This window comes from Pseudarthrobacter sp. NamE2 (assembly GCF_005796205.1).
Taxonomy (GTDB): Bacteria; Actinomycetota; Actinomycetes; order Actinomycetales; family Micrococcaceae; genus Arthrobacter.
The window spans coordinates 28967-53579 of the sequence record NZ_VAHN01000007.1 but is presented as its reverse complement, the minus strand read 5'-3'; the positions used below and the strand labels follow the sequence as shown (position 1 = coordinate 53579).

Annotated in this window: 22 protein-coding genes and 1 pseudogene; 13 read left to right on the top strand and 10 right to left on the bottom strand. The window is 66.1% G+C overall.

Annotation, left to right across the window (positions count from 1 at the left end; all coding sequences use genetic code 11):
• The first annotated feature begins 190 nt into the window (after nt 1-190).
• Entirely contained in the window at nt 191-1528 is a 1338-nt protein-coding gene (gene gdhA, locus FDW83_RS10005) for an NADP-specific glutamate dehydrogenase (protein ID WP_138137949.1), read from the top strand.
• On the opposite strand, the gene FDW83_RS10000 is transcribed toward gdhA, so the two are convergent.
• From FDW83_RS10000 to FDW83_RS09990, 3 genes are all read right to left on the bottom strand, one after another.
• Complete coding sequence (locus FDW83_RS10000) at nt 1525-3222, bottom strand: alkaline phosphatase D family protein (RefSeq protein ID WP_138137948.1); 1698 nt, start codon at nt 3220-3222, stop codon at nt 1525-1527. The genes gdhA and FDW83_RS10000 overlap by 4 nt on opposite strands.
• 66 nt (nt 3223-3288) lie before the next feature.
• On the bottom strand, nt 3289-4038 hold the full coding sequence (locus tag FDW83_RS09995; protein WP_138137947.1) for a ThuA domain-containing protein: 750 nt from the start codon (nt 4036-4038) through the stop codon (nt 3289-3291).
• Nucleotides 4038-5141, bottom strand: a complete 1104-nt coding sequence (locus tag FDW83_RS09990) for a Gfo/Idh/MocA family protein (RefSeq protein WP_138137946.1) — start codon at nt 5139-5141, stop codon at nt 4038-4040. The genes FDW83_RS09995 and FDW83_RS09990 overlap by 1 nt, the downstream gene beginning before the upstream one ends.
• 306 nt (nt 5142-5447) lie before the next feature.
• On the opposite strand from FDW83_RS09990, the gene FDW83_RS09985 reads away from it, so the two are divergent.
• Nucleotides 5448-6737: an ammonium transporter gene (locus tag FDW83_RS09985; protein ID WP_138137945.1), complete on the top strand. Its 1290-nt coding sequence runs from the start codon at nt 5448-5450 to the stop codon at nt 6735-6737.
• A gap of 147 nt (nt 6738-6884) precedes the next feature.
• On the opposite strand, the gene FDW83_RS09980 is transcribed toward FDW83_RS09985, so the two are convergent.
• Complete coding sequence (locus tag FDW83_RS09980) at nt 6885-7910, bottom strand: family 43 glycosylhydrolase (protein WP_138137944.1); 1026 nt, start codon at nt 7908-7910, stop codon at nt 6885-6887.
• A 148-nt stretch (nt 7911-8058) separates the two neighbouring features.
• On the opposite strand from FDW83_RS09980, the gene FDW83_RS09975 reads away from it, so the two are divergent.
• Entirely contained in the window at nt 8059-9729 is a 1671-nt protein-coding gene (locus tag FDW83_RS09975) for an HNH endonuclease signature motif containing protein (RefSeq protein WP_138137943.1), read from the top strand.
• A gap of 181 nt (nt 9730-9910) precedes the next feature.
• On the opposite strand, the gene FDW83_RS09970 is transcribed toward FDW83_RS09975, so the two are convergent.
• On the bottom strand, nt 9911-10210 hold the full coding sequence (locus FDW83_RS09970) for a helix-turn-helix domain-containing protein (RefSeq protein ID WP_138137942.1): 300 nt from the start codon (nt 10208-10210) through the stop codon (nt 9911-9913).
• A 66-nt stretch (nt 10211-10276) separates the two neighbouring features.
• Between FDW83_RS09970 and map the strand changes: the two genes are divergently transcribed.
• Nucleotides 10277-11059, top strand: coding sequence for a type I methionyl aminopeptidase (gene map / locus FDW83_RS09965; RefSeq protein ID WP_138137941.1), 783 nt, complete (start codon nt 10277-10279; stop codon nt 11057-11059).
• A gap of 47 nt (nt 11060-11106) precedes the next feature.
• On the opposite strand, the gene FDW83_RS09960 is transcribed toward map, so the two are convergent.
• Nucleotides 11107-14604, bottom strand: a complete 3498-nt coding sequence (locus FDW83_RS09960; RefSeq protein ID WP_138137940.1) for a DEAD/DEAH box helicase — start codon at nt 14602-14604, stop codon at nt 11107-11109.
• Between the two features lie 220 nt (nt 14605-14824).
• Here FDW83_RS09960 and FDW83_RS09955 point away from each other — a divergent pair, with 220 nt between their 5' ends.
• On the top strand, nt 14825-15670 hold the full coding sequence (locus tag FDW83_RS09955) for a hypothetical protein (RefSeq protein ID WP_138137939.1): 846 nt from the start codon (nt 14825-14827) through the stop codon (nt 15668-15670).
• Between the two features lie 65 nt (nt 15671-15735).
• Here the strand turns inward: FDW83_RS09955 and FDW83_RS09950 are convergent, their stop codons facing one another.
• Entirely contained in the window at nt 15736-16371 is a 636-nt protein-coding gene (locus FDW83_RS09950) for a DUF5655 domain-containing protein (protein ID WP_240720943.1), read from the bottom strand.
• A 146-nt stretch (nt 16372-16517) separates the two neighbouring features.
• On the opposite strand from FDW83_RS09950, the gene FDW83_RS09945 reads away from it, so the two are divergent.
• From FDW83_RS09945 to FDW83_RS09935, 3 genes are all read left to right on the top strand, one after another.
• Complete coding sequence (locus tag FDW83_RS09945; RefSeq protein WP_138137938.1) at nt 16518-17225, top strand: protein tyrosine phosphatase; 708 nt, start codon at nt 16518-16520, stop codon at nt 17223-17225.
• A 178-nt stretch (nt 17226-17403) separates the two neighbouring features.
• Nucleotides 17404-17982 (top strand): RNA polymerase sigma factor, encoded by a 579-nt coding sequence (locus FDW83_RS09940; protein WP_138137937.1) that lies wholly within the window; start codon nt 17404-17406, stop codon nt 17980-17982.
• Nucleotides 17975-18733, top strand: a complete 759-nt coding sequence (locus tag FDW83_RS09935; RefSeq protein ID WP_138137936.1) for a hypothetical protein — start codon at nt 17975-17977, stop codon at nt 18731-18733. The genes FDW83_RS09940 and FDW83_RS09935 overlap by 8 nt, the downstream gene beginning before the upstream one ends.
• Before the next feature lie 49 nt (nt 18734-18782).
• Here the strand turns inward: FDW83_RS09935 and FDW83_RS09930 are convergent, their stop codons facing one another.
• Entirely contained in the window at nt 18783-19340 is a 558-nt protein-coding gene (locus FDW83_RS09930) for a hypothetical protein (RefSeq protein WP_138137935.1), read from the bottom strand.
• A gap of 174 nt (nt 19341-19514) precedes the next feature.
• Here FDW83_RS09930 and FDW83_RS09925 point away from each other — a divergent pair, with 174 nt between their 5' ends.
• The 5 genes from FDW83_RS09925 (at nt 19515) to FDW83_RS09905 (ending at nt 22729) form a co-directional block, all read left to right on the top strand.
• Complete coding sequence (locus FDW83_RS09925) at nt 19515-20009, top strand: sigma-70 family RNA polymerase sigma factor (protein WP_138137934.1); 495 nt, start codon at nt 19515-19517, stop codon at nt 20007-20009.
• Nucleotides 20006-20665: a zf-HC2 domain-containing protein gene (locus FDW83_RS09920; RefSeq protein WP_138137933.1), complete on the top strand. Its 660-nt coding sequence runs from the start codon at nt 20006-20008 to the stop codon at nt 20663-20665. The genes FDW83_RS09925 and FDW83_RS09920 overlap by 4 nt, the downstream gene beginning before the upstream one ends.
• Nucleotides 20666-20916: 251 nt before the next feature.
• Nucleotides 20917-21243 carry a helix-turn-helix transcriptional regulator gene (locus FDW83_RS09915; protein ID WP_138137932.1) on the top strand — a complete coding sequence of 109 codons (327 nt, stop codon included), beginning with the start codon at nt 20917-20919 and terminating at the stop codon, nt 21241-21243.
• Nucleotides 21240-22064 carry a cation diffusion facilitator family transporter gene (locus FDW83_RS09910; protein WP_138137931.1) on the top strand — a complete coding sequence of 275 codons (825 nt, stop codon included), beginning with the start codon at nt 21240-21242 and terminating at the stop codon, nt 22062-22064. The genes FDW83_RS09915 and FDW83_RS09910 overlap by 4 nt, the downstream gene beginning before the upstream one ends.
• Entirely contained in the window at nt 22061-22729 is a 669-nt protein-coding gene (locus FDW83_RS09905; RefSeq protein WP_138137930.1) for a thioredoxin domain-containing protein, read from the top strand. The genes FDW83_RS09910 and FDW83_RS09905 overlap by 4 nt, the downstream gene beginning before the upstream one ends.
• Here FDW83_RS09905 and FDW83_RS09900 read toward each other — a convergent pair.
• Both FDW83_RS09900 and trmB read right to left on the bottom strand, forming a co-directional pair.
• A pseudogene (locus tag FDW83_RS09900) lies at nt 22716-23336 on the bottom strand (IS30 family transposase); the annotation flags it as partial. The gene FDW83_RS09905 and the pseudogene FDW83_RS09900 overlap by 14 nt on opposite strands.
• Nucleotides 23337-23644: 308 nt before the next feature.
• Nucleotides 23645-24568 carry a tRNA (guanosine(46)-N7)-methyltransferase TrmB gene (gene trmB / locus FDW83_RS09895; protein ID WP_138137928.1) on the bottom strand — a complete coding sequence of 308 codons (924 nt, stop codon included), beginning with the start codon at nt 24566-24568 and terminating at the stop codon, nt 23645-23647.
• Between the last annotated feature and the right edge of the window lie 45 nt (nt 24569-24613).

The window sequence follows — 24613 nt, the reverse complement described above, 5'->3', positions numbered from 1 at the left end:
CGGAAGGCGGAGTGCCAAGCCGTCGCTTTTCGTTTTGCGGAAAGTAAATGTCACAATACGGAGATTAGCCGAGCTTGCGGTCTGCTTATCAGGGTGCACAGTCACATTCGGCTAATGTTGAAAGCTCAAGTATTGAAGCCGGCAAAGGCGCCCAGGCGGGCTCCCTGTCCGGCTGGACGGAAGGACCATCATGGATGCACGGCTGGAGGCCATCAGGGATACCGTCCTGGCCAGGAACCCCGGCGAAGCGGAGTTTCACCAGGCAGTGGTGGAGGTATTTGAAAGCCTCGGCCCGGTCCACGACAGGCACCCCGAGTTCCTCGACGCCGCCATCCTGGAGCGCCTCTGCGAACCCGAGCGGCAGATTATCTTCCGCGTCCCGTGGACTGATGACGCGGGGCGCGTGCAAATCAACCGCGGCTTCCGCGTCGAATTCAACTCGGCCCTGGGGCCCTACAAAGGCGGCCTGCGGTTCCACCCCTCCGTGTACCTGGGGATCGTCAAGTTCCTCGGCTTTGAGCAGATTTTCAAGAACGCCCTCACCGGCATGCCCATCGGCGGCGGCAAGGGCGGCTCCGACTTCGATCCCCGCGGCCGCAGCGACGCCGAGGTAATGAGGTTCTGCCAGTCCTTCATGACCGAGCTTTACCGGCATATCGGCGAATACACCGACGTTCCGGCCGGCGATATCGGCGTCGGCGGGCGCGAAATCGGGTACCTCTTCGGCCAGTACAAGCGCATCACCAACCGCTACGAGTCCGGCGTGCTCACCGGCAAGGGCATCTCCTGGGGCGGTTCCCTGGTGCGCCCCGAGGCCACCGGCTTCGGCACCGTTATCTTCACCCAGGAGATGTTGAAGACCCGCGGGGACTCGTTCGACGGCCAGCGCGTGGTGGTGTCCGGCTCCGGCAACGTGGCCATAAACGCAATCGCCAAGGCGCAGTCCCTTGGCGCCGCCGTGGTGGCCTGCTCCGACTCCTCCGGCTACATCGTTGACGAGGCGGGGATCGACGTCGCACTCCTGCGCGAGGTGAAGGAAGAGGAGCGCGGCCGTCTGAAGGACTATGCGGCACGCCGCAGCGGCGTTTCCTACGTTGACGGCGGTTCGGTCTGGGACGTTGATGCCACGGTGGCGCTGCCCTGCGCCACGCAGAACGAGCTCGACGGCGATGCTGCCGCCCGCCTGGTGCGCAACGGCCTGGTTGCCGTCGGTGAGGGCGCCAACATGCCCTCCACCCGCGAGGCTGTAGCCGTTTTCCAGGAGGCAGGTGTGCTGTTCGGGCCGGGCAAGGCGGCCAATGCGGGCGGGGTGGCGACGTCGGCGCTCGAGATGCAGCAGAACGCCAGCCGGGACTCGTGGTCCTTTGAACACACCGAGGAGCGGCTGACCGACATCATGGTTGGCATCCACGACCGCTGCGCCGCCACCGCGGACGAGTACGGTGATCCGGGCAACTACGTCCTGGGCGCCAATATCGGCGGGTTCGTGAAAGTGGCGGACGCCATGCTGGCGCAGGGCCTGATCTAGCCTGTGCCCTCCTGGAGCGGTTCCCTGGCGGTTTCGCCGGCTTTGCGGGATGCGACGGTGATTTCCGCAACCCGCTCCAGCCGTGGATCAGTACCGCCGCGTTCCACCACGCCTTTCTCCCACCACAGCTTCAGCCCCTCCGGCACCGCCTCCAAAGTGGCCAGGTTGTTGTCGAACCACGGTCCCTTGATCCCGGACCACTGGAAGGGCGGATCCTGGACTTTCGCGGAGCGGGCCATCGCAGCGCCCACCGGCGCGGCGAATCCGTAGGACATCACTGCCCCAAAGGAGCGCAGGAGCCGCGGGAGTGGATTGCGGATGGGGGAGCAGACGGCCTGGATGACACGGCTGCCCGAAGCCCTCTCCACCTCCGCCACATAGGAGAAATGCACGTCGCCGGAAATGAACGTCACAGTTTCCGGTGCCGGGCCCCGTGCGCCGTCCGCCACCTCCGTCACCATGGCGGCCACCTGCTGGAAGCTCTTCTGGAACGCTCCCCAGTGCTCCAGGTCGAACGCCTGGCGCAGTTTTTCGCCGGCCTTCGCCGCAAGCTTCCCCCACGCGCCTTCGGACACGGCTTCGTCCCAGGACTCCAGGTGGTGCAGGCCCATGGGAAGCAGGAACGGCAGCGACGTGGCCACCAGCAGGTGCCGGAAGCCGCCGCGCATCCGCTCATCCAGCCAGGCCAGCTCCTGGTCGTCCAGCAGTGCCCGGTGGTCCGGTTCCAGGTTCCGGGCGGCGCGGGAATCCAGCACGATGAGGCGGGTGCCACCGAAGTCGCGGCAGAAGCTCCACCGGTAGGCCTCCGGGTCCCGGTCCGCCTGCTCCGCGAGCACGTCCAGGTCCTGGGTGATGTCGAGCTCCGCCCCGCCCGGGTGCGCGGCGACTTTCTGCCAGACGGGGTCCGCCAGGCGCTCCTGCGGAGACATGTTGCCCAGGTGCTGGTACACCCAGTACGACGCAAGGCCCGCCGTAATCCGGCGGCGCCACCACGGCTTGTTGCCCATCACTTCCCGCCAGCTGCGGGAGGCGTTCCAGTCATCGCGGATGTCGTGGTCGTCGAAGATCATGGCGCTGGGGAGGGTGGAGAGCAGCCAGCGGTTTGCGGGGTCCGACCAGGCCAGGCAGTAGAGGTGGGCGTATTCCTCGTAATCCTGGAGTTCCCCGCCCGGAGGCTTACGGATGTCCCGGCGGGATTTGATGAACTCGTGCATCTGCTTGCTGGTGGCGTCGGCATAGACCTGGTCGCCCAGGAACACCACCAGGTCCGGCCGGGGCCTGCCGTCGCCGGACTGGCTCAGTGCGAAGGCGCGCAGCGCGTCCACCCCGTGGCTTCTGTTGCCCGCTGCGTCGTGCGGGACGCTGGTGCGGCAGGACCCGTACGCCAGGCGCAGGGGTTTGCCGGGTTTAAGCGTGGCGATGGCGGACGGCGGAAACCCGCCGATGTCCTGCTCTGGCCAGACCTTCACGCCGTCGATGGTCACTGTGTACGGCGTGACCGTTCCCGGTTCCAGCCCGTCCACATCCACGAGGGCGTAATGGTGCCCGTGGACGGCAAAGGTGGACGCCTGCCACTCCCTGCCGCCGGCCTGCACCGCTACCCGGGCTGTGTCCCGGGTTTCCACCCAGACGCTCGCCCTCGTCTGATCCACGAACCGCATCATGGGACCTAGCACCAGCACCGGGGTAGTCATCTCTCAGTTGTACCCGTCCGGGACCTCCACCGCCATGGGGAAATCCGCAACTGAAGCCGCCTCCTCCTAGGCCTCCCCAAACCAGTCCCGGGATGGATTGGTGACCTCCGGAACCGCACGCTGAAGCCCGGGCTGCGCCGCCCACTTGACCCCATTGGCAAGGACCCGCTGAATCTGCGGATGGTGGTAGACCGGATACTCCTGGTCGCCTGGGCTGAAGTAGAAGATGCGCCCCTTGCCGCGGGTGAAGGTGACGCCGGACCGGAAGACTTCACCGCCGGCGAAGGAGCTGATGAAGATCAGGTCGTCCGGGTCGGGGATGTCGAACAGCTCCCCGTACATCTCCTGCTCCGGGATGACAATGGGGCTGTCCACACCCTCCGCGATCGGATGCGACGGCTTGACGGTCCAGACGAGTTCGCGTTCACCCTCGTTCCGCCACGCAAGGGAGCAGCTGGTGCCCAGGAGGCGCGTGAAGACCTTCGCGAAATGGCCTGAGTGCAGCACCAGGAGGCCCATGCCGCCGAGCACGTGCCGGTGGACGCGTTCGACGACGGCATCGCTCACCTCCTGGTGCGCCTTGTGTCCCCACCAGAGCAGGACGTCCGTCTCCGCCAGCACCTCCTCGTGCAGGCCGTGCTCATCATCCGTGGCGAGGACCGCCGTCGTAATGTCCGCTTCCGGGTAGTGGGAGCGGAGGCCCGCGGCGATAGCGCCGTGGATGCCGTCAGGATAGATTTCGCCAATGTGGGGCGGCTCGTTGATGGCCTCGTGGACCCCTTCGTTCCACACCAGGATACGTAGTTTGTTGTCCATTAGAGACGGACCTCCCTCTCCTCCCGCGCGGACTGGTAGCACGCGTCGATGATCCGGGCGCGGTAGAGCGCCAGGGAACCGTCGTGCCCGGCCCACACCTGCTCTCCGCCCCGGACTGCCGTCACAAAGTCTTCCACCACCGCATCATGGGCCCGGCCCGGCAGTACCGGCGGGACGTAGTCGGCGGATTCGCCGTCCTTGTCCGTGAACACGCGGAGCTGTCCTACGGGCGGGAAGGGCGCCCCCTGCACTTTGAGCTCGGCGCCGCCGTCCGTGCCGTAGACGGTGAAGTCCAGCAGGTCGTCGGTCTCGCGGTAGGTGGCCCAGCTGGCCTCGATCAGCAGCGTCCCGCCGCCCTCAAGGCGCATGAACGCGGACGCAAAATCCTCCACCTCGAACGCATGGCTGGACGCGAGCGCCGAATACTGTCTTCCGCCGCCCCGCCCCTGCGGGCCCAGCTCGGAGTGGGTGGCGGCGGAGACTGCCAGTACCTTGGGCTCCCCGAGGAGGTGCAGGGCGTAGTCGAGGGCGTGGACACCGATATCGGCCAGGGGGCCGCCGCCCGCAAGCTCCGGGTTGGTGAACCAGCTCCCGATCGTGGGAATGCCGGAGCGGCGCAGCCAGGATGCCTTGGCGTAGTACGGCCGGCCCAACCCGCCGTCGTCAATCACGCCCTTCAGGGCCCGGATGTCGCCGCGGCGGCGGTGGTTGAAGGCAACGTCCAGCACCCTCCCGGCCTTGCGGGCGGCCTGAACCATAGCCTGGCCTTCGGCCGCGTTGCGTGCGATGGGTTTCTCGCTCAGCACGTGCAGGCCGCGCTCCAGGGCCGCGACGGCGATCGGGGCGTGCAGGAAGGTGGGCACGGCCACGCTGACGGCATCCAGGCCGCCGTGCTCCAGCATCTCGGACCAGTCGGAGAAGGCGTTGGGAATCGCGTACTCGGCCTGCAGCGTGCCGCGGAGTTCCTGTTCCATCCCGGCCAGGGAAACGATGCGTACCCCTTCCAGGGCATCGTAGGCCTTCAGGTGTTGCTGTCCCGCCCAGCCGATGCCGACAACGCCCACCCTCAGTTCCTGAAGGTCCTGCCCGGTCGATTGCGCCATTTCCGTTAGTCCTTTCGCAGTAACCCTGCTGTGCATTCCGGTGCGTGGCATTCCCCAGCTTATGCCCACGCCTTGCCGCCCGCCCGCTAGCCACGCGACTTAAAGGGACTCCTGAAACTTCGGTGTGGATGACTGAAACCATCATTTAACGCACCCGAAACCCAGCCCCGAATGCCCGCCATACAGTTGGAACCAGACGGCAATAGCCGCCCTCCAGCGGACGTGGTTCTGATTCCGCGTCCCTCCTCCGGAGTGGCTCCTACCGGCGATTTCCGTTCTCTCCTCGCATCACGAAAGGGGTTCCCAATGGATTCGGGAAATGTCGCTTGGATTTTGGCCAGCTCGGCGCTGGTCTGCATGATGATCCCCGCCCTGGCCCTGTTCTACGGGGGCATGGTGGGGTCGCGCCGCATTCTGAACATGATGATGATGTGTTTCGGCGGAGCCAGCCTGGTGGCCGTGCTCTGGGCGCTGTTCGGCTACTCGATGGCCTTCGGAAACTCCGTTGGCGGGATGGGCCTGATCGGTGACGTCACGGAGTTCCCCGGCATGGGGCAGCTGCTCGCCGCGGACGAGGGGGCATCCATTCCGGTCATCCTGTTTGCCGCGTTCCAGTTGTTCTTCGCCTGCGTCACCACCGCGCTGGTGGCAGGGGCGGCGGCCGGGCGCATGAAGTTCGGTGCGTGGATGCTGTTCGCCGGCATCTGGGCCACCATCGTCTACTTCCCGATCGCGCACTGGGTTTTCGCCTTTTCCTCCGCGGACGGCTCCACGGTTGGCGGCTGGATCGCCAACGGTATCAAAGCGATCGACTTCGCCGGCGGCACGGCGGTGCACATGAACGCCGGCGCCGCAGCCCTCGCGCTGGCCCTGGTCCTGGGCAAGAGCTCCGGCTGGCCCAAGGTGGAACACGCCAAGCCGCACAGCCGCCCGCTGGTCCTGGTCGGCGCCGGACTGCTGTGGGTGGGCTGGTTCGGCTTCAACGCCGGCTCGGCACTCTCTGCCGGCCAGTCGGCGTCGGTGGTCTTCCTGAACACCGCTCTTGCCGCCTCTGCCGGCTTGCTCGCCTGGGCCTTTGTGGAGCGGCTCCGACACGGCGCCGCCACCAGCATGGGCGCCGCGTCCGGCATCATCTCGGCACTCGTAGCCATCACCCCGGCCTGCGGGGCAGTCAGCCCGCTCGGCGCGGTGGCAATCGGCCTGGTTGCCGGCGCTGTCTGCTCCCTGGCCATCGAGCTGAAGTTCCGCCTGGGCTTCGACGATTCGCTCGACGTCGTTGGCGTGCACCTGGTGGGCGGCATCCTTGGCACCCTGCTGATTGGCTTGTTCGCCACGGACGCCGCCCCGAATGGGGTCAACGGGCTCTTCTACGGCGGCGGCGTGGAACTGCTGGGGACCCAGGCCCTCGCCACGGTTACGGTGCTGGCTTACTCCTTCGGCGTCACCTGGGTCCTGGCGAAGATCCTGGACAAGACCGTTGGCCTCCGCATCAACCCGGAGGACGAGCTGCGCGGCATCGACCTCGCTGCCCACTCCGAACTTGCCTACCTGACGGATGAGGATCCGGTGGAGCTGGGTTCCCCGCAGCGGGGCTGACACAAACTGCCGGGGCCGCCCGCTGGGAGGCGGTGCCCGGCGCACGAGTCAGGCAGGGGGCCAGGCCTTGGACCGGTGCCGGCAGCAGCCGGCTTATAGTTCCAAGGTCTGGCCCTTTGTCATCCTTTATCCTTTGGCGCCTGCCGGTCACTGCTCCGTGCACACCAGGTTGCCGTCCCGGACTTTCAGCACTGCGGCCCGGACGTGGCTCAGGTGCGTGCGCGGGTCCGGCTCCATGGTGCCGATGTCCTCGCCGCCCCAGTAGGGGTGCGTGAAGTACACCAGCAGGGCCCGTTCCCGGCCGTCGTCGCCCGGTGCGAGCGGAACCACGTCCGCATGGCGTCCGACGACGGGCCGCCCCGCCACTTCCTCCGGCCCGGTGAGGATGAGGCCGTCCAGGTACTCCTGCCTGGTCCAGTTGCCGGCGCCGTCAGGTGAGCGGAAAACGCCCTGGCCGCGCCACTCATCCACGACCATCCAGAACGTGCCATCCATCCGGAAGACCTTTGGTCCTTCGTGCGGGCGTCCAGGGATAGCCACGCCTTCCACGACCCACGAAGCCGGGTCCTGAGGGGTGCCGCTGACGGCGCTGTACGTGTTCGAGTCCCGCGTTTCGTCCTTGTACCAGAGCCGGTACCGGCCGTCCCCGCAGCGTGCCACAGCCGCATCAATGACCCTCGTGGAGTCCAGGTCGATGGCGCCCAGGTATTCCCAATGATCCAAGTCCGGGCTGGCGAACTGCACGATGGACGCATTCCCGGTCCAGCCGGTCCGGCGTCCGCCCAGGACGGACAGGTACATGATCCACTGGTCGCCGATGCGTACGACGTCGGGCGCCCAGAGTGTTGCCGGCAGTTCCGTTCCCGGCGGAACGAGTCCGTCCACGGTTCCTTGATAGCGCCAGGTTGCGCCGCCGTCGGACGATCTCGCGGCGCCGATCGCCGTGCCGTGTACCCATTCGACGCCGGTCAGCCCGGGTTCCGTGGCGCGGCGCTGAGTGTAGAACAGGACCCATTCCCCTTTGCGATGGTCGGCCACCAGGATGGGGTCCGTGGGGCCGTCCCAGACGGGGTCGCGGTAAGGAACCGTGAAGGCGTCGGCGCGCAGGGGAGGAAGGGCCGGGGTCTGTTCTGACGGCGCACCGGCCTGATGGGCGACTTGCTGTTGAGACAAAGCGCTCTCCAACGTTGTAATTCTGTTGATGTCCAGTTTATGGCCCACCGCTTGAGGTCCGTTCCTGCTATCAAAAAGTCCTGGAATCTTTTCCCGGAATAGCCTCCCAGGCGGATGTTTTGTCAGACCCCCTTGGCATGCTTGGGGTATGGAAAGCGGAGCGACCTGGGGCGGGGGAGGCAGGGCCGGGATTTTGGCTGCTGTTGCGTCGGTGGCTGGTTTCGTTGATGAGCTCGCCCGTATTGTTGCCGGCGGCTCCGCTGTTTCAGGTAGTCCTGATGCTGGCTTTTCTGATGCCCTGGCCGCGGGGGCTGATCCGTTGCGGGTGTTCGCGGATGACTGCCTGGACGGTTTGGCGGTGCAGCGGAAGCTTGAGGCCGCCGCTGCCGCGGTGAAGGTGCTGCTGGTGGGCGGGCACGTCGGCGCCGTCGCTGCCATGGAGGACCCGGCGGCGGGTCCGGAATGGGCCAAAGGCCGCGAGATGGCCTCCGTGGCCGAAGTCGCCTGCGTCCTGACCATCGGTGAACGCGCCGCAAGTGCCCTGATCGGTGAAGCCCAGGCCTTGACCAGTTCATTGCCGGCGGTGCTGGATGCGCTGCAGGCCGGGCAGGTGTCGTGGCAGAACACCAAGGTCCTCATCGACGAGACCACCGGGCTTGACCCCGCCGCCGCCACAGCCTTGGAAAAGCACTTCCTGAACCCCGATACACCCGGTGCCGGCCCTGGTGGTGTCGCAGGGGTGTTGCCGCCGGCGAGGTTGCGGCCGAAGGTGCGCTCCTGGCGGGAACGCCACCACCCCGACTCGATCGAGGAACGCCACGCCAGGGGTGTGGCGGACCGGCGGATGGAATACGCCCCGGACCGGGACGCGATGGCCTGGGTCTCCCTGTACCTGCCCGCAGACCAGGCCAACGCCGCCTGGAACCGGACCCGGGCCCTGGCCCGCGGACTGCAGGGACCGGACGAACCCCGCACCCTTCCGCAACTGATGGCAGACATCGGCGCCACAGCCCTCCTCGGCACCGGACACACCCCCACCCATGGTCCACCGGATGGCGTCGCACGGTGCGGTGGTGCCTCTGCCGACTCTCACGTGAACGAAGGCGGTCTCGAACTTGCTCACCCGCCCGTGCCGCGGGCGCAGGTGCTCGTCACGGTCCCGGTGTTCTCGCTCCTGGCCGCCACCGAGGAACCGGCAATGCTGGACGGGCACGGCCCGATCCCGGCGTCGATGGCCCGCAGACTCGTCTCCGGCGGGGCGGACTCGTTTTACCGGGTCCTGGTCGATCCCAGGGACGGGGCGCCGTTGGAGATCGGGCGGAAGAGCTACCGGATCCCGGAAGCGATGCGCCGCTGGCTGAGGCTCCGGGACGGTAAATGCCCGTTCCCTGGCTGCAGCAACCACTCCCTCGACAACGAAGCCGACCACCTGCTGGCCTGGCACCACGGCGGAACCACCGGAATCACCAACCTCGCCCAGCCCTGCCCCAAACACCACCGCATGAAACACACCAGCGCCTGGCAACCCACCCCCGCCACCAAGAACGAACCACCCGGCTGGATCTCACCCGCCGGACGCCGCTACACCAGCGAACACCAGGACTGGGAACCACCCCACTGGCCACCCGCCCTGACTGACGGCGAACCGGGCCGAGTTCTGCAGATTCATGATGAGGCTGCTGCACGTCCACTCGCGCCGGTTCGTGGTGTCGTCGGCTCCGCCTCCCACGCTGCCGAGTTCTCCCTGAATGATGTTCTGCCGCCCGAAGCCCCGGACGGCCTTCCACCGGACCCTGCAGTTAAGGAACTACCCGGCTAAGGAACTACCCGGCGAAGACCTCGTGGACCCCGGCGACACCCCATCGGATGACGAACTATGGGACCAATTCTTCTTCCTCGCAACGCCCATCGCCCTGCCCCCGGGACCTGCTCAAACTGGGAGCTGGCTCTGACCTGGTGGGATTTTCATAGCATCGCTGGTTTATGAATCCGATTTAGTTCTAGGAGGCCAAGTGCTGGCGCGAGCTGCTGGAGCTGGTTACTTCAGTTCCACCATCGGCTTTGGTGATCTCACGCCAGACGTCGTCGAGGGAGAGCCCCAGGACGCTGGCGATCGCGGCGATAGTGGAGAAAGCAGGCGTCGCTACCCGTCCGGTCTCGATTTTCCGGAGGGTTTCCGGCGAGAGGCAGGCATCCAGTGCCGTCTCCAGCATGGGTCGTTCTCCTCGTGCACGGCGCAACAGGGCTCCCAGCCGCTGTCCCCGTTCCACTTCTTCGGGCGTGAGTGGCAACCTGACCATGGCTCCAATACTAATACCGGGATAATATGGCCGGGATAATTATTGGTAGTAACGCGAAGGACGCCCATGATCGAAATCCTGAACCACTCCGAACTGGCGCAGGGAAAGAAGACGGGCGCCCTGGTAGCGGACATCCTCCAGGCCATGAAGCGCCGCAGCACAGTGGGCACCAATCTCCTGGACATCGACAAGTGGACAGCGGAAATGATTGCCGAAGCCGGCGCGCAGTCATGCTACGTCGACTACGCGCCGTCCTTCGGGCGCGGTCCGTTCGGACACTACATCTGCACCGGCGTCAATGATGCGGTGCTCCATGGGCGGCCCTACGACTACACCCTTGCCAATGGTGACCTGCTGAGCCTGGACCTGGCCGTTTCACTGGGAGGAGTCGCAGCGGACTCTGCCATCAGCTTTGTTGTAGGCGACTCGCAGCCCACGGAAAGCATGGCGCTGATCAACACCACCGAACGCGCCCTGGAAGCAGGCATCGCCGCAGCCGGGCCGGGTGCCCGCATCGGCGACATCTCCCACGCCATCGGCTCAGTGCTCAGCGACGCGGGGTACCCCGTCAACACCCAGTTCGGTGGCCACGGCATCGGGTCAACCATGCACCAGGACCCGCATGTGCCTAACGCCGGGCGCCCCGGCCGCGGCTACAGACTGCGTCCCGGCCTGCTGCTCGCACTGGAACCCTGGGTCATGGCGGACACCGCAGAACTCGTCACCGATACCGACGGCTGGACCCTCCGTAGCGCCACAGGCTGCCGGACGGCCCACAGCGAGCACACCATCGCCATCACCAATGACGGCGCCGAAATCCTCACCCTTCCAACGGGGCCCAAGGCGTAACGGGGCCCGTCCAATACAGCCAATACAGCGCTACTCCTTGACCGGGGCTACTCCTTGAACAGCCCCGCCAGGTCCTCGGCAGTGATGGCGCCACCGGCCAGGGCGTCGCCCTCCACCACGTCGGCAAACAACTGCGACTTCCGGGCTTTCAGTGCCATGACCTTTTCCTCGATGGTGTCCTTGGCCACCAGCCGGTACACCATCACGTTCCGCGCCTGCCCAATCCTGTGGGTCCGGTCCACAGCCTGTGCCTCGGACGCCGGGTTCCACCAGGGGTCCAGCAGGAAGACATAATCGGCCTCGGTGAGGTTCAGCCCGAACCCGCCCGCCTTCAGTGAAATCAGGAATACCGGCGCGCTGCCGTTCTTGAACTCGCTGACAACATCGGCACGGTTACGGGTGGCACCGTCGAGGTAGCAGTACTCAATCTCCTGCTCCTCGAGGCGCTCCCGGACCTTCCCCAGGAACCCGGTGAACTGGCTGAAGATCAGCGCCCGGTGGCCCTCCGCCACCAGGTCCTCAAGCTGTTCGAATAAGACGTCCAGCTTGCTCGAGCGCACGCCGGACAGGGACGGGTCAATCAGCGAAGCGTCGAGGCTGAGCTGCCGGAGCAGGGTCAGGGACTGGAAGATGGTGAACCGGTTCTTGTTCACATCGTCAATCAGGCCGAGAATCTTCTGCCGTTCCCGCTGCAGGTGCGTCTGGTACACCTTCTGGTGCCGCGGGTTCAGCACCACCTCAAGGACCTGCTCCTGCTTGGGCGGCAGGTCCTTGATCACCTGGTCCTTGGTGCGGCGCATCATCAGTGGACGGACCCGACGGCGGAGCTTGTCCAGCTGCCCCTTGTCGCCGTTCTTCTCCACGGGTTTCTGGTAGTACTCGGCAAAGCGCTTGGGACTGGAAAAGAGACCCGGAGCCACAATGGATGTGAGCGCCCAGAACTCCATGAGGTTGTTTTCCAGTGGGGTGCCGGTAATGGCCAGCTTGAACGACGCCGGCAGCTTCCGGGCGCACTGGTATGCCTTTGATTGGTGGTTCTTGACGAACTGCGCCTCATCCAGCACCAGCCCCGACCACCGGCGGGAAGCGTAGGAGTCGTAGTCGATGCGGAACAGCGCGTAGGAGGTGATGACCACGTCAACACCTGCCAGGGTCTCCGCGGGGTCCAGGCCGCTTTTGGCGAACGTCTCGCCGACGGCCTGCACCTTCAACCCGGGGGCGAAGCGTGCCGCCTCAGCCGCCCAGTTCCCCACCACGCTGGTGGGCGCAACCACCAGGAAAGGCGCGACGGCGGCGGGCTGGACCGCGCCGCCGGCATCCGGGGCAACAGAGCCGGCGGCAGCACCGTCGTCGGGCGCTGTTGCAACAACGCCTGCCGGCGCTGCAGCAGCGGAAGCGTGTTCCTTCGCCGCGCACATCAGCGCCAGCGCCTGGACGGTCTTGCCGAGGCCCATATCGTCGGCAAGGACCCCGCCCAGGCTGTGCCGGTACAGAAACGTGAGCCAGTTGAAGCCCTCCAGCTGGTACGGCCGCAATTCAGCGTTCAGGGAGGCCGGCAGCAACAGCCCGTCGATGCCGCCCTCCAGCAGGCCGCCGACCGCCGACCGCCATGCCGCAGCCTGCTCGTCCACGATGCCCAACTGCGCCAGCTCGTCCCACAATCCCGCCTGGAACCGGCTGATCTGCAGGGGCGCGTCCTTGTTGTCCTGCAGCGACCGCGCCTCTTCAATCAGGGCGCGCAGCTGGTGCAGCTCCGGCAAATCCAGGGAAAAGTAGGCGCCGCTCGGCAGCAGCATCTTGGTCTGCCCCGCCGCCAGGGCGGAAAAGACCGCCGCAAACGATACCGGCTCGCCCTCCAGCGTGATTTGGATGCCCAGGTCGAACCAGTCACGCTGCTCGGTGGCCTTGGTGGAAATGGACACCACCGGCGCTTCTTCGGCCTCGCGGTAGTCGGCGATGTCGCCCGCCGTCTCCACGTCCACGTCCGGGGTCTGGCGCAGCCGCGGCAGCACGTCCTCGGTGAAAGCCAGCGTGTCCAGGCCCTTCAGCTCGGCCGACGCCGCCAGCCGGGGAGTGCCCCAGCCGCCGGCAGCGGATTCACCCAGGGCGGGCACTACCTCCCACAACCGGCCGACGCCTTCCAGAATGCGCGCCTCGGCAGCATCGTCGCGGTAGCCCTGGTCGCCCGGATGCCGCCACAGGGGCTGCGCCGTGACGAGGTTTCCGCTCTTGTAGTGCCACTCCCAGTGCAGCCGCACCCGGTGGTCGGTCCCGTAATTTGCCAGCAGCGAGAGCGTTGGGACGGCAAGGGCCGGCAGCTCCACCGATTCGTCGCGGGCCGTGACCCGGGCCGTCTGCTTGAGCTTCGGATAGAAGCCGGTGAGGAATCGCGACTCGTCCTTGGCCGGAATGTGCAGGGTGCTGCCCGCTGTGACGAACGCCAGGAGTTCCTCACTCAGCCCGCCTTCCAGCGGGGCCAGGGTGATGGTGCCTTCGGGATCGGGAACGCCGGGCAGGGCCGCCTCGCCCGATGTGACAAACAACCCGTGCGCGGGCCGGCCGATGGTGCCCACCGAGGCCGGATCAACCTCCACGCCCTCAACGGTGATGGTGGGCGAAAGCTCCAAACCGCCGTCGGGCGCTGCGACAAATGGTTCCGGTGGTTTGGAACTGCTTGTGCCGTACCGCCCCAGATTAAGTCCGACGGCGGCAGGCGCCTCCGACACTTGGACCGGCTCAGTGCCGCGCGAGTGGACCAGGGCGAGTCCGATCTTGCGGGCGTCAGACAGCAGGCTCCACAGGTTTTTGCCGGAATAGGAGTTCAGGCTGAGCCAGAGGCCGGAAGAGTTGTGCATCCGGCTGGCGGAGGCGGAATGATTGGCCAGGAACTCCTGCATCCACTCCACGTGCGCCTCGTTGCATTCCCGCCGGAAATTCAGGTAGCTCAGGGTGTTCCAGGAGACATCGCCGCGGATCCATTTGCCCTTGGCGCCCATGATCACCGGACGCGCTTTTAGCTGCCGTACACCGCGAACCGGATCCCGGCGGCCTGTGTAGGAGAAGTGCGGGGCCGGTTCCTCGATCTCAAACTGGAGCGCCAGCGGGACGCCGTTGCCGGAAGGGGCACCGCCGCGCTGCGAGATGAGCGGACTGAGGGCCTGTTCCCAGTCGGACAGGACTGCAGCAGGCCCGCGGGACACCTGGGCAGCCATGGACGGGGAAAGGAGCTGGACGCGGATGGCCGGGTTGTCCTCCGCAGCGAAGAGCAAGGCCGCGACGTGCTTGCAGTCCTTCCGCACAGGGCAGCTGCACACACCCACCGTGCAGCTCCACCCGCCACCCTTGCGGACCAGTTTGGCGGTCGTGGAATAAGGCACGTCCGCACTGCCCCGGACCTTGCCGAGCATAAGTCCGGTGCCGGCGTCAAACGAGACGCCGGAAACCCGGCTGCCCATGGCATAGGCAAGGCCCGCAGCCAGGGAGCGGTCGTTGATGGCAGGGGTTTGAATCGCCAGGTCCGCACTCTCGTCCGGTTGGGGTGGCATGGTGCGCGCTACTTTCAGCAGGACACGGCGGGGCCGGGTCCGTCGGTTGGTTATCTGATCCATCTTAGTTCGCCGCCGGCAGGGGAGCGTGCGGACCCTTTTGCCGGCTGCCACCGAAAACTTCTTGTGACGTTCACTTCCTCCTCAATAGCCCCGCGGTCCCGAACACGTAGCGTGAAAGCGTCCCAAGCACCACCCGCGATGAGCAGTGAGGATTGCCATGATCACCAGCCAGCAGCCCGTCATCCTGACCAGCAGCAGCATTGAAGCAAGCGATGAAGAGGCGGTCGAGGCCAATGTGAGCGTGGTGGACGCCATGCATATCGCCCTCCTGCGCACCGGGGAGATGTCCCCTGTGGCCGTCCGCAGCTACTACGTGGACTTCTACCTCAGCCAGGCGCTGGAAGGCGGCTTTGCACAGTACGCTTTCATGTCTGCTGACCGCGCCGAAACGGACACCCTGGTCCGCGAGGGAATGGCAGGCATGGGCGCAACGGCCCACCTGGACCTGTTCAACCGGGCCGTGGAGGCCTACGACCACCTGTCCGAGGAGGAAGAGGAGTACTACCTGGACGGCCTGGACGCGGAGGAAACCCCCGACGGCGTCCTCCGCATGGAGGAGCTCGACAACGAGTTCGAGGAGCTGCTGGAGCGGGAAAACATCACCGCCCTCAACGCTGCCTGGCTGCGCAGCCAGCCGGACCTGCTGGTCCTCGACGACGAGGAGGTGGGCGCCTACATCCAAGAACTCGTTGCCCGGATCCCCGACCTGCCCGAACGCAAGGCGCAGGCCGAGGCGGCAGCACTGGAGGACGCCCCGGATTTCGAAATCATCATCCGCGAGCTTTGCGCCATCGCCAGCTACGAGCTGCTCAAGATCACCATGGGCGACCCCAACTACATCCACGACGGCGAAAAGACGCTTGCCTGGCACTTCGCCACCGATCACGGGGACTTCATCATGGTCGAGGAGGCCGACGAAGCGTTCATGATCAACCCGGAGACGCTCGAGATCGTGGCGGCCGTGGAGTTCGAGGAGTCCGACGCAGACCTGGTCGAGGCGTAGCAGCCAGACTTACGCCGGGGCCGGTGTGGATACAAAGCGGCCCCGGCCGGCTTTGCCCGTTTCGTCTAGCTGTTCTGTTCCAGGGCAAGCACAAGGATTTCCAGCAGCTCGTCATCCACCTGTTCCGGCGCAGTCAGCCGCACCCGGAGGGTAAAGGGATCATCCGCGCGGGTCCGGACTTTTTCGAGCCTGCCCTCCGCCGGTGCGTCCAGGCGCAACGTGATGTCCACTGCGGTGTTGGTCGAACGCGTCAGCTGTGCGAACTTCCGGCGCGCGCTATGCAGCGACACATAGCCCTTTCGCATCTGGATCTGCACGCCCTCGGTGGCTGATGCCCAGGCCAGGACCGCATCCGCGATCGGACGCAGGTCCGGGTGGTTGACGTACTGGCCGTCCAGCAGTTCGTCCGCATCCCGCAGCATGAACTCCGGGTAGCCGAACATCTCCCAGGACACCGCGTACTGCGCGTAGCCCGTCACGCCGAACTGGTTGCGCATCCAGTCCCGGAGCTCCCCGTCGCTGGCGATGCCCGCCGCCCGTGCCTGTTCCGTCCAGTAGGCCGTGTCCTTGCCTGTCTTCCGCAGGAGCAGCGCCTTGTTGTTATCCACCATCGACTGCCACGTTCCGGCCTCTTTCCGGACAGCCGCCTCCTCCTCAGGCCGCCGCGGTGCACGTTCTTCAGGCTGTGTGGGTTCAGGCATGCATTGATCGTAATCGCGGCGGCGCTGGCAGGTGCGCAGAAAACTTTTCCGGGGACCGTAACCTTTCCGCTGACCCCGGCGATGTAGGAGGTGATGGGTCCGCCCGCCGGGCCCAACCCCATAATCGTCTAGTTTTGGAGTGCCTCATGTCTGTGTTCACCGTTCTCGCCACCAGTAAAGTCGCCGCCTCCGTTCTGGCTGCCGGCACCCTGGCCGTTGGCGGAACCGGCGTTGCTGCTGTTTCCGGTGCCCTTCCCACCGAAGCGCAGCAGGCCGCCCACGAACTCCTCGGCGCCCCGGCTCCGGAGCTGGCAGCCGAAGCAGCAGCTGACGCCCAGGCCGCCGCAGAATCCACCGTTGACGCCGTTGTCGACGCCGACGCTTCCGCAGATGCCGAAGCCGCCACTAACGCAGAGGCCACGGTCAGCGGTGACAGCGTCGCCGCCCAGGCCTCCGCCTCCGTTGCAGCAGATGCCGCCGTGGACGCCGCCGGAGCCGCAGCATTCGGCCTGTGCACCGCTTTCACCAACGGTGGCTTGAACGCCTCCTCCGAGGGCTTCTCCTCGCTGGTGATTGCCGCTGAAGGCGAAGCCAATGTCGAAAGCTTCTGCACCGGCGTCGTTGCCGAGGCCGGCGCAGCTGCGGAAGCCGGCGCTGCCGCCACCGGTTCCACCGCTGTTGAGGTTGAGCGTCCCGCTGTGCCCGCCGTTCCCGCTGTGCCCGCCGTTCCGGCAGTGCCCGCCGTTCCGGGCGTCGACGGCGAGCCCGCCGTGCCTGCTGTCCCTGCCGTTCCCAACGTATCGGTCGACGGCGGCAGCGCGACCGTGAACGCCCCGTCCGTTTCGGTGCGCTAAGGGCTTTGACTAGTCTGTACTGCGGGAAACGGCACACGTCCATTTCCCGCAGTACTGCAGTCCGGGGCATCCCCTGTCGGGTGCCCGCCGGAATTGCTGCCGGACGGCAGCGGGGTACGACCATGGGGAACTGGCAGTTGAAACCGGCAACCGGGACAGGCATGAGCCGCGTCCGCGGATGGAGGAGCCGCTGGTGCTAAGCACTTTGGCCCAAGAAGAGACTGACATATTCGAGAGTGCGGCCGGAACGGATCCGGCTGTGCTCTTCGGCGCTGCCTATCGGTCCTTCGCCGGCCCCGTGCACGGTTACCTCAAAGCCCGCGGAGTGGATGATCCCGAGGCAGTGACGCAGGACGTGTTTTTGGCGTTCTACCCGAAAATCAGCGGACTCACCGGCGGCCTGCAGGGCGCCAGGTCGCTGATCTTCTCCATTGCGCACGCGCGGATGGTGGACTATTACCGCCGGCTGGAGCGCAGGCCGCAGCTAAGCCCCTACGATCCCCAGCACGACGGACGAACGACGCCGTCCGCGGAGGACCACGCCGTGGAACTGACCGGCGGGGCCGCCGACATGCTGGCCGGACTCAGCGAGGAACACCAGGAAGTCCTGGCCCTCCGCGTCGTGGCGGACCTGTCCATCGAACAGGTGGCCGCAATCATGGGCAAGAGCACGGGGGCCATCAAACAGCTCCAGCGCAGGGCCCTTCAAAACCTCAAAGCACAAACGCTCACAAGAAACCAGGCGAACCATGAGTGACACCGCAGGATCCCGCAGCGACCGATTCGTCGACCAGCTGCTGCTCGAGGCAGGACTGGACGACGACGGCCAGCTCCGCCCCGCCCTCCTGCAGCTCCGCGCGCTGGGTACCGGGACCCCGGAGCCGTCCGCAAAAGTAGCCGCCTTGCTGGCGCGGGCCAAGCAGGCGCCGGCATTTCCCGACGTGACGGCAGCGGCCACCGGTGAGGCGCCCGCAGCAGACACGGTTGTCAGTGCGCCCGTCGATGAACTCGCCGCCCGCCGCCGCGCCAAGCGGCGCGTAGCCCTCACGGCCCTGTCCGTGGCGGTCTCACTCTCCGCCGGAGGCGCAGTGGCCGTAGCCTCGGACCAGGGCCTCCGCGACTCGTTCACCCAGTTCAACCGGGCCATCACCTCGTTCGTCACCGGATCAAGCCCGGCGCCCGCCGAAGACCGCGCAGAGGAACCCCTGCTGCCGGCTCCGTCCGGCCCTGCCGCCCCGGGAGTGGTTCCCACCGATCCCGCCGGGGCCGCGCAGCCGGGCCAGGTGCCGCCGTCGGCCGTTCCTGCCACGCCGGCGGAGACCGCAAAAGAGGCCACCGGGACCCCCGCAGCCCCCGGCAAGCCGGAGGAACTGCCCGTGGTCAAGGACCTGCCCACCGCCGTCCCCAAGGACCTGACCAACGGGGTGGGCCAGCAGCCGCAGGTGCCCGTTCCCGGCCCGTCAGATCTGCCTCTGCCGGAAACGCTCCCCGCAGTTCCACTGCGGTGAAGGCGCCTGCGGCCCGCTTTACCGGCTGGGCGCGCGCTGCATCTGCTTCCTAGCCGGCACCGCCCGTCATGATCATTCCGCCTGCCGGGTCGGCCAGGTACCAGACGCCGTTGACGCCCTGGCCCAGGACGTCACCAGGCTTGGTGTCCTTGGCGAAGTAGTACAGCGGCATCCCGTTCAGCGTGACCTGCATCTTGCCGTCCGGGGTGTTGATGGTGCCCAGCGTTCCCGTGACGCCCTCGGCGGCAGGAGTGGCCGAAGTAGTGACCACGGGCGGCCACGCCGCCAGGCAGGCATCCGTGCAGGCGCTGGTTCCGGAATCCTTCACATCGTTGGTGAAGAAGTAGACGCTCATGCCCTTGCCGTCCACCACGATCTCACCGGCGCTGGAGGACGCTGTCATGAGGTCGACGGCGGCGCTCGCCGTGGTGGTGGAGGTTGCCGAAGGCGGTGAAACGGAAGCGGCGGGGGCCGTCGCAGAGGCGGCAGGCGAGCCCGCCGTGACGGCAGGACTGGTTGCCGGCGCGGTTCCCGTACCGCCGGCGCAGGCAGTCAGGACTGCGGAAAGGGCCAGGATGGCGAGGCCTGCGCCCACGTGGTGTTTCATGGGATGCTCCTTGGCTGGGCCCGGCGTCGAATCACCGGACGGTAACCGCTACGACGTAACCGGGTGAAGAACGGTTCACAGCAGCGCCCCCTAATCTGAACTTTCTGCCCGGCAACAGCGTCTTCAGGTGGTAAGCAGGAATGGTGGGACGAAGGCCCGGGTGGGAGGGACGCTATGCCGCTGGATGAAGACGTGGTGGAGTCCATTTACCGTGAACATGGCCCCGCGCTCCGCCGTTTTGTCGCCAGTGCCTCACATGATCCCCAAATGGCCGAGGACGTGGTCCAGGAGACAGTGCTCCGCGTGTGGCAGCACGCCCCGGACATCAACGGCAGCCTGCGCAGCTACCTTTACCGGACGGCCAGGAACATCATGATCGACAACTACCGCCGCGCCCAACGCCGCCCCGAATCACTCGAGAGCGGCCCGGATCCTGCCGAGGTTATGGAACGCGTGGATGACCTGCTCAACCGGGTGCTGGTCGAAGAAGCCCTGCTCCGGTTGAGCAAGGAGCACCGGGACGTCCTGGTGGCCCTGCACTACCGCCGCTTCACCGTCAACGAAACCGCGGTCCAGCTCAACATCCCCAGTGGCACGGTCAAGTCCCGGGCGTATTACGCGGTACGGGCGCTCCGCACCATTTTGGACGAGATGGGGGTGGAACGGTGAACAGCGTCGAACAGCACCAGCTGCTCGGTGCTTACTTGCTGGGCGGCCTCAAACCCGCGGACCGGGCGGGTTTTGAAGCCCATCTGGAGGGCTGCACCGAGTGCCGGGAGGAACTGGCAGGGCTGGAGACTGTTCCAGTCCTCCTGGATATCCTTCCCGTTCCGGACGCGGTGGCACTGACTGCCGTTTCAAGCCTGGCCGCCCCCTCCAGCGTCCCCGCTCCGGCGCCGCTCCTAGCCCGGCTGGCGCGCCGCCGTCGGACCTCCCGACGGCGGTGGGCGGCACTCGTGGGCGCCGTCGCCGCCGCGTGCCTCGCTTTGGGCATCCTGGCGGGACCGCTCCTGGCGCGGCCCGACCCTCCTGATGCCACCTACTCGGTGCAGTCCGGGGACGGCCTGCAGGTCAACATCGACCTTGCGCGGAAGAACTGGGGAACCGAGCTTGCCGTCAACGGCAGCAGCCTGCCGCAGGACGGAACATTATCCCTCTGGGTCCGCGACCGCGCCGGCAGCGAGGACCGCGCCTGCGCCTGGACGGCAACGTCCAGCGGCAGGGTCCGGATCACCGGGGCCACGCCGATCCAGCTGGGCAGCATCTCCAGCGTGGAACTGCGGGACGGGACGCAGCATGCCGTCGCCGTGATCACGGTGCCCTGAGGCCTTACCCGCCCGCCCGCCGGCCGTTGCCCCTTCCAGGCCACTGCCCGCCCTACTGCATCATCTTGGCCAGTTTGGCCCGCACGATCATGAACACGGCGGTTTCTCATAAACGTCGCAACAGGTCTGATCTGAACGTAGCAGGTCAGGTATGAGTTCGAAGACGAGTACTAACCCGGAGGAGTTTGATGTGCAAGAGCAAGCCTGAGTACATATTTGCGTGAATACATGCTGGGCTGTACTTTAGCCTTATGGAAACGCTCACGCAGGCACCGGTGTTGGCCCGGTTTGGGTATGCGGTCTCGGACCCTACCCGTTCTCGGATCCTCTTGGCTCTTTCAGATGCTCCGTCCTACCCGTCCGACCTCGCTGATACCCTTGGCGTCTCCCGGCAGAGTATGTCCAATCACCTGACCTGCCTGCGTGGCTGTGGCCTGGTGGTTGCTGTCCCTGACGGGCGGCGGACGCGGTACGAGCTCGCTGACGCGCGGCTAGGCCACGCGATTAAGGATCTGCTGGGTGTTGTCCTCGCTGTTGATCCGGCCTGCTGCGCACCGGACGGGGAATGCCTCGTATGACCGCGCTGCTGCAGGCACCCACCCCGGAACGCGGTGCCGTGCTGAACCGCCGCATCCGGCTGTTCGCGGCCGCCACCATCACCTACAACGTCATTGAAGCCGTCGTCGCGCTCTGGGCCGGCAACATTGCCGACTCTTCAGCTTTGATCGGTTTCGGATTGGACTCGATTATCGAGGTGACCTCTGCCCTGGCACTTTCGTGGCAGTTCTCCTCGAAGAATCCCGAACGGCGCGAGCACCTGACGCTGCGGATCATTGCTATCTCGTTTTTCGCTCTCGCCGCGTTCGTGACCATGGACGCTGTTGCGTCACTAACGGGCGGTGAAGAAGCTCAGCGCTCTGTCCCCGGCATCGTGATCGCAGCGTTGAGCCTGGCGATTATGCCCGTGCTGTCCTGGGCCCAGCGTCGGGCAGGGCGGGAACTGGGTTCCCGGACAGCTGTGGCCGATTCCAAACAGACACTGCTGTGCACATACCTCTCCGCCGTCCTGCTCGTCGGCCTGGTCCTGAACAGCACCCTGGGCTGGTGGTGGGCCGACGCAGGCGCCGCCCTGGTTATCGCAGGCATCTCGGTCCGTGAGGGCATCAATGCCTGGCGCGGGGAGGCCTGCTGCGCCCTTCCCCACGCCAGCGGCGACGCCCATGGCCACGGTGAAGAGGACGATGACTGCTGCGCCCCAGCAGCCTCAACAAGCAGCCCTGCGGAAGCCGCGGTTTCTGCCCCTGAGGAGCAGGAAGGGGCCTGCTGCGCCGGCTGCCAAGCCGATAGGAAACCCGCGACGGTGTCCGTGACCCTCGGAACGAAGCCGCCCGACCGGTGAGCGCTGTAACCACCGCACGGAACGTTCGGATCGCCATCTGGACGATCCTCGCTTTCCTCCTCGCTGCCGGGGTGATCTGGTACGCCGTGGTCTCCACAAACAAGCCAACGCCCGCCGCGCCTCAAGCCGGCGACGTTCAGCTAATGCGGGAGAACAGTCACCGCGTCACGAACCCCGTCACTGAGAAGGCCCAGCTGGTCGAGTTCCTGGACTTCGAATGCGAATCCTGCCGCTCGGCCGAGCCCCTAGTGCAGAAACTGAAGCAGGAATACGGGGACCGGATCACCTTCATTCACCGTTACTTCCCCCTGCCAGGTCATGCGAACTCAGGCACCGCCGCCCTCGCCGTCGAAGCCGCCGCCCAACAGGGCAAGTACGAACAGATGGCCGCCAAGCTCTTCGAGACCCAGCCTCAATGGGGCGAAAAGCAAGACTCCCAGGCCACGCTCTTCAGGACTTACGCCGAAGAGCTGGGCCTGGACATGAGCCAGTACGACACGGAGGTCGCGGCAGAAGAAACAAAGGAACGCATCCGCCAGGACATTGCCGATGGCAAAGCACTTGGCGTGACAGGCACTCCCACCTTCTTCCTTGACGGCGAAAAGCTCATTCTGGACAGCGAAGCGCAGTTCAGGCAGCTGCTCGATAACGCTAGCCAGAAGTAGCAAGAGCCGCAGCCGGAGTGCTTCTGCTACTCCTTCGGCCTCGCGTTGCCGCAGCCGTGTGGTGGGCGGCGAATCTGGCAGTTGCGCTGGACCAATCCAGGACGGCTCTGGGCCGGCTGTTGATCTCCTCAGCGGCGAACAGGACATCTGCCGGTTCTAGGGTGCTCAGGTCATCTCCCTTTCGGAAGTACTGGCGGAGCGAACCGTTGGCGTTTTCGTCAGATGCATGCTGCCAAGGGCTGGCCGGATCACAGAAGTACACCAGCGTCCCCAGCGCCGCAGCGACCTCGGCGTGCTCGGCCATCTCGGAGCCACGGTCCCACGTCAAGGTCCTCCGGAGCGTGGCCGGCATGACCCCGAGCGCCTGAATGAGCTGGTCACGCATGTTGTCGGACCTGTTTCCCGGGCGGAGCACAAAGGCGATGAGGAACCGGGAAGATCGCTCCACTAACGTCACTATCGCTGATTTGTTCCCCTTCCCCATGATGAAATCACCTTCCCAGTGGCCAGCTTCTTCCCTGGTAGCAATGTGGGCAGGGCGGTCAGCAATCTTCAGGGCATCAGTGATGTACTGGCGTGGCTTTACCTTGGTCCTGGATCGCGGCCGCCTGCTGAACTTTCCTGCATGCTGCCGAGTTTGAGTGCCCTTCTTTCATGAGCTGAACATATAAGGGCTTCTTCTCAACCAAGGCCTCCGGGCCCATTTTCCGTGATCGGCGCGTCGAACTGCGCATGAAACAACACTTCTTTCGGTCGGTGTTGCAACGACCGAAAGAAACCGCCCACCCCGTAGCAAATGCGGCCGGCCCCCACGGATTGATGGCTTTCGTTGGTGCGTGCGCAGCGCCTGCGCGGTGGTTCACTGGTGTGCGTGCCCCACTCTGGAACAGTGGGTGCTGCCGGGCCGGATTCGGTCTACCGCCGGCGGTAGCAGAGATCGAAGATCAGCCTGCCGGCCTCGTGCGCCTTCGCCTCGAAGCTGGTGCGGATCCTGCCCGCAAAGCGGGGTGCCCAGCCGCCCGTTTCATCGATGCCCTCGTTCGGGCCGGTGTGTTCGGTGCTCACCGGGGCCCGGCCCTCGCGGACAGGGGCGCCGCCCACCACGGTTTCGACGCCGGACTGCCACACCTGCGTGAGCGGGCTTTCAGGGCCGCGGCGCTCGCCTGTATGCAGGTTCTCGAAGTCCTGTGACTCCGACAGCACGTCGCGGACGTGGATGGCGTAGTTGGACCAGTCGGTGGCGATCCGCCACAGCCCGCCCGGTTTCAGGGCACGGGCGGCCAGGGCGGCGAACTCCGGCTGGATCAGCCGGCGTTTGTGGTGGCGGGACTTGTGCCAGGGGTCGGGGAAGAAGACCCAGAGCTCGTCAACCGAGCCTGCCGGAAGCATGGTGGCGAGCACCTCGGGGGCGTTGGCCTCCACCACGCGGACGTTCCGGAGCCCGCGGCTGTTGATCTTCATGATGGTGTTTGCCAGCCCGGGGGTGTAGACCTCCACAGCCAGGAAATCCGTGTCCGGGTTCTGCTCCGCGGCGTGGCAGATGGCATCGCCCAGGCCAGATCCCACCTCGACGATCAACGGCGCCTTGCGTCCGAACTCCGCCTCGGCGTCGAAAACGTAGTCCGGATGGATCGAGGTGTTGGCCACATGCCGTGGAACGTTGATGGCCCACCGTTCGGCGTGCTCCTCCCATGCCGCCTGCCGCCGGCCCTGGAGGCGGGTGCCGCGGCGCACAAAGCTGACTGGCCGGCCACCATAGGTGCCGTAGGACGCCTGGGTTCCGGGCGTGACCGGCCTGGGGACATGCGGCTGCTGGGGAGTTTCCGGGGATTCGCTCATCCCTTCCAGAATAGCGCCGGGAGGAAGCTGGCATGCCTTGACCGG